Below are 3,732 nucleotides of genomic sequence, written 5' to 3' on the forward strand. Positions count from 1 at the left end.
CCCGCGCCGGCTCGGCGTCGATCGCGGCGAACAGCTTCTGCATCGCACGCGTCGACGGAGCACCCAGGCTCTCGTTCAGATGGATGGTCTCTTCGTACTCGCCGCGGATCGCGGCATATTGCTTGGCAAGCGCGGGATCGCGCGCCAGCGCTTCCTCGACACGGCGCGCGTCACGCGCGTTCAGCGTGCCGGCGGCGTGCCACGGCAGCAGCAGTTCAATTTCACTGGGCTCTTGCTCCAGCATCTTCTTGCTCAAAGCCATCATGGCCAGCCTCGCTCAATGCCGGCTGCCTTCAGCAGTTCGGCCAGTTTCTTGCGCGCATAGAACAAGCGCGTCTTCACGGTGTTCTCCGGTATCCCGACGATTTCGGCCACCTCTTCCACGGACTTCTCGTGGTAGTAGACGAGATCGACGATTTCCCGATGGTCGGGCGAGAGGCCCGTCAGACACTCCCGCAACGCTTCACTGGTATCCTTTTTCTGCACCGCCGTTTCCGGATCGTCGGACGTATCCTCGATCGCGTTGGCGGCCTCTTCGTCCAGCTCGAAATCCTTCCTGCGCCGCAGCGCAGACAGGGCCTTGAATCGGGTGATTGCCAGCAGCCAGGTGGAAACGGCGGATCGGCCCTCGAACTTCCCGGCTTGACGCCAGACGTCTAGAAATACCTCGCTGATGAGGTCTTCCGCCGCCTGCTCATCCCGCACGAGCCTGAGACCGAACCTGTAAACCCTGACATGGTGCCGCCCGTACAGCACCTGCATGGCGAGCCGGTCACCTTGGGCGATCCTAGCGATGAGGACCTCGTCCGAAGCCGCCTGTGTCACGCTCAAAGGCCGTCTCGCAAAGTTGGTCGGGTCGATACGGCGGACGGTTCGACGCGGGGGGCAAAATTGTTCAGGCTACCGCAGTCGTACGGGCGCCTATGTGATCCACCCCACATACGCGCATTTTTCTTGTCCCAGTCGCGGCCGTCGGCCGCCATAATCCAGATCGGTAACATAATACTGAGATATTTCCCTGCGGATACCTGTCCGGCACAGGCGGCCCGACCTCATCCGGTTCCATAGCAGCCCTGCACGACATATGTCTCGCCAAGCCGGCCTTTGGCTCGATCGCATCGCAACGAAGCCTGATCACCGGTAAAAAATTCTTCCGCCGGCCTATGACCTTGTTCCGCGCTGCACGGTTCGGATTCGATTTCCAAGGATACCAAACCTAAAGGCTTGCCACGTAGATTTTTACGCTGACATCCACCACTGGCGGGACCATGAGCACGGCCGCGACGTCCTTTCCCGAGAGGAATGCCGCTGAGGTCGCGGATCTCGTCCTCACGCCCGAGGCAGCGGCCCCCGACGTTCTGGCGCGCCGGGTCCGCCAGCGCCGCCAGATGTATATCGGCCAAGCCGCGAGCTACTCGCTGGGCGCCTCGGTCCTGCTGCTCTACGCCTATGGCGGGGCGGTCTCGATGGCCGTCCCATCGCTGTTCTGGCTCGGCGGCCTCCTGATCATCGGCACCTTCACCGTGCTGTCGGAAGCCGGCTTCGGAGACCGGTTCCAGGATCATTATCTCACCGTCTTCCAGATCTCGGCGCATATGGCGCTGCAGCTGGTGTTTCTGCTCGCAGTGCCGACGGTCGGGGTCGCGTTCCTCGCCGTGCTGTTTCTGATCTTCGCGTTTGGCACGCTGCGGATGACTTCGAGCCAGGCGATGGTCACCTGGGGCCTTGCCACCTGCGGGCTTGGCTTGGTCTTCCTGGGCTCGGACCTGCCGATCGGGCTGCCGGTTAAGACCCGCCTGGAGCGAACCGCCTCGATGCTCTGCTTCGTGCTGGTGATCGGCCAGTGCGCCTTCCTCGGCCTGTTCGGCGCCACCCTGCGCAAGATTCTGTACCGGCGCAGCATCGAACTAAAGGCCGCCTATCAACGCATCGAGGAACTGGCCGAGCTCGACGAACTCACCGGCTCCTACAACCGCCGCTGCATCATGCGCCTTCTCGACGCCGAGATCGAAAAGTCGCGGCAGACATCGACGCCGTGCGCGATCGCGCTGATCGATCTCGACTGGTTCAAGCGCATCAACGACGCCCACGGCCATCCCGTCGGTGACGAGGTGCTGCGCACCTTCGCGATCACGATGTTCGCCAACATCCGCCCGGCCGACAGCTTCGGCCGTTATGGCGGCGAGGAATTCCTGCTGCTGCTGCCGGACACGTCGGGCGATTCGGCGCAGCGCATGCTCGAGCGCTTGCGCAGCATCGTCGCCGATCTCGACTGGAGCGCATTCTCCCCGGGCATGCACGTGACCATTTCTGCGGGCGTCGTGACGCTTCGCGACGTCGATACTGCCGACACGTTTCTCGCGCGCGCCGACCGCGCGCTCTATTCCGCCAAGGCGCAAGGGCGCAACCGTATTGCAACAAGCTGACCAATCCATTTTCTCCCGGCAGGGCAGAAGCTGCCTCCGGACCGAACGCTCCAGGACAGGGCTATGAGATCCAAATCCGCGAGATCATCCGAGAATCTGCTCGAGGAATTGCAGGCTGCGCTCTCGCACGGCACCGTCGCGCGCCGGGTCGAGACGCTGCGCCGCGTGACCGATCTCTTCGTGGGCAACGCGGTGGATTATTCCGACGACCATATCCGCGTTTTCGACGACGTGTTCCAGTGCCTGATCGGGCAGATCGAGACGTCAGCCAGGGCGCTGCTCGCCGACCGCCTCGCACCGATCGCGGCCGCCCCGCCGAACATCATCCGCACGCTCGCGCTCGACGAGGTCGTCGAGGTCTCCGGCCCGGTGCTGTCGAAATCGGAACGGCTGGACGAGACGACCTTGATCGAAATCGCGCGCACGAGGGGCCAGGCGCATCTCAAGGCGATCTCGCTGCGACGGATGCTGTCGGAGGCGCTGACCGACGTGCTGGTGACGCGGGGCAACGAGGACGTGGTGCAGTCGACCGTCAGCAATCCCGGTGCGCGGCTCTCCGAGGGAAGCCTCACCGATCTCGTCACCCGTGCCGAACGCGACGACGACCTCGCCACCTGCATCGGCCTGCGGCCGGACCTGCCCCGTCATCACTATTTGAGGCTGGTCGCCAAGGCATCCTCCAGCGTGCGCAAAAAGCTTGAGGCCGCCCATCCGGAGCTTATGGACGAGGTGTCGAGCGTGGTCCAGGAAGCGGCCCAGCGGGTCCGCGCCGCCGCCATGACGAGGCAAACCGAGATGGCCCGTGCGCTGGTGAAGTCGCTGCACCAGGACGGCCGTCTCAACGAATTCCAGATCACCACGTTCGCCGAGCAGGGCAAGTTCGACGAAACCAATGCGGGGCTCGCGGCGCTCGCGGGCGTCGCGGTCGGGGCCGCCGAGACCATGATGATCGAAAGCCGCACTGAGGGCGTGATGATCCTCGCCAAGGCCGCGGGCATGTCCTGGCCGAGCGTGCGGGCCATCATCGCCATGCGCGAGAAGCTCTCAGGCGGCTCGCAGACCGACATGCTGACGCTGCGCGACGCCTACGAGGCGCTCCGCAGTTCGACCGCACAGCAGGTGCTGCGCTTCCACCGCATGCAGCAGAGCACGACGCCGGCGGCCTGATGCCGGCTCGTTAGTAGCGCAGGACCTTGGATCCCACCGCCGCGCCGATCGCCGTCACCAGCGCGGTCGCGATCGTGTACCAGGTCGCGACGAACAGCGGGGAGTCGTCGGTGCAGTGCGAGGCATAGAGCGTCGCGGC

General features: G+C 64.4%; 4 protein-coding genes and 1 pseudogene. 2 read left to right on the plus strand and 3 right to left on the minus strand.

Annotation, left to right across the window (positions count from 1 at the left end; all coding sequences use genetic code 11):
* Nucleotides 1–265, minus strand: a pseudogene (locus MOV74_RS33625) (hypothetical protein); the annotation flags it as partial.
* Complete coding sequence (locus tag MOV74_RS33630; RefSeq protein WP_246931289.1) at nucleotides 262–831, minus strand: sigma-70 family RNA polymerase sigma factor; 570 nt, start codon at nucleotides 829–831, stop codon at nucleotides 262–264. The gene MOV74_RS33630 and the pseudogene MOV74_RS33625, both read right to left, overlap by 4 nt.
* A 437-nt stretch (nucleotides 832–1,268) precedes the next feature.
* On the opposite strand from MOV74_RS33630, the gene MOV74_RS33635 reads away from it, so the two are divergent.
* Nucleotides 1,269–2,426: a GGDEF domain-containing protein gene (locus tag MOV74_RS33635; protein ID WP_246931290.1), complete on the plus strand. Its 1,158-nt coding sequence runs from the start codon at nucleotides 1,269–1,271 to the stop codon at nucleotides 2,424–2,426.
* 63 nt (nucleotides 2,427–2,489) lie between these two features.
* Entirely contained in the window at nucleotides 2,490–3,593 is a 1,104-nt protein-coding gene (locus MOV74_RS33640; protein ID WP_246931291.1) for a DUF2336 domain-containing protein, read from the plus strand.
* Between the two features lie 10 nt (nucleotides 3,594–3,603).
* On the opposite strand, the gene MOV74_RS33645 is transcribed toward MOV74_RS33640, so the two are convergent.
* The coding region (locus MOV74_RS33645; RefSeq protein WP_246931292.1) for an NrsF family protein at nucleotides 3,604–3,732 on the minus strand (129 nt) is incomplete at its 5' end.

It is taken from the genome of Bradyrhizobium sp. SHOUNA76 (assembly GCF_023006445.1).
Lineage (GTDB): Bacteria > Pseudomonadota > Alphaproteobacteria > Rhizobiales > Xanthobacteraceae > Bradyrhizobium.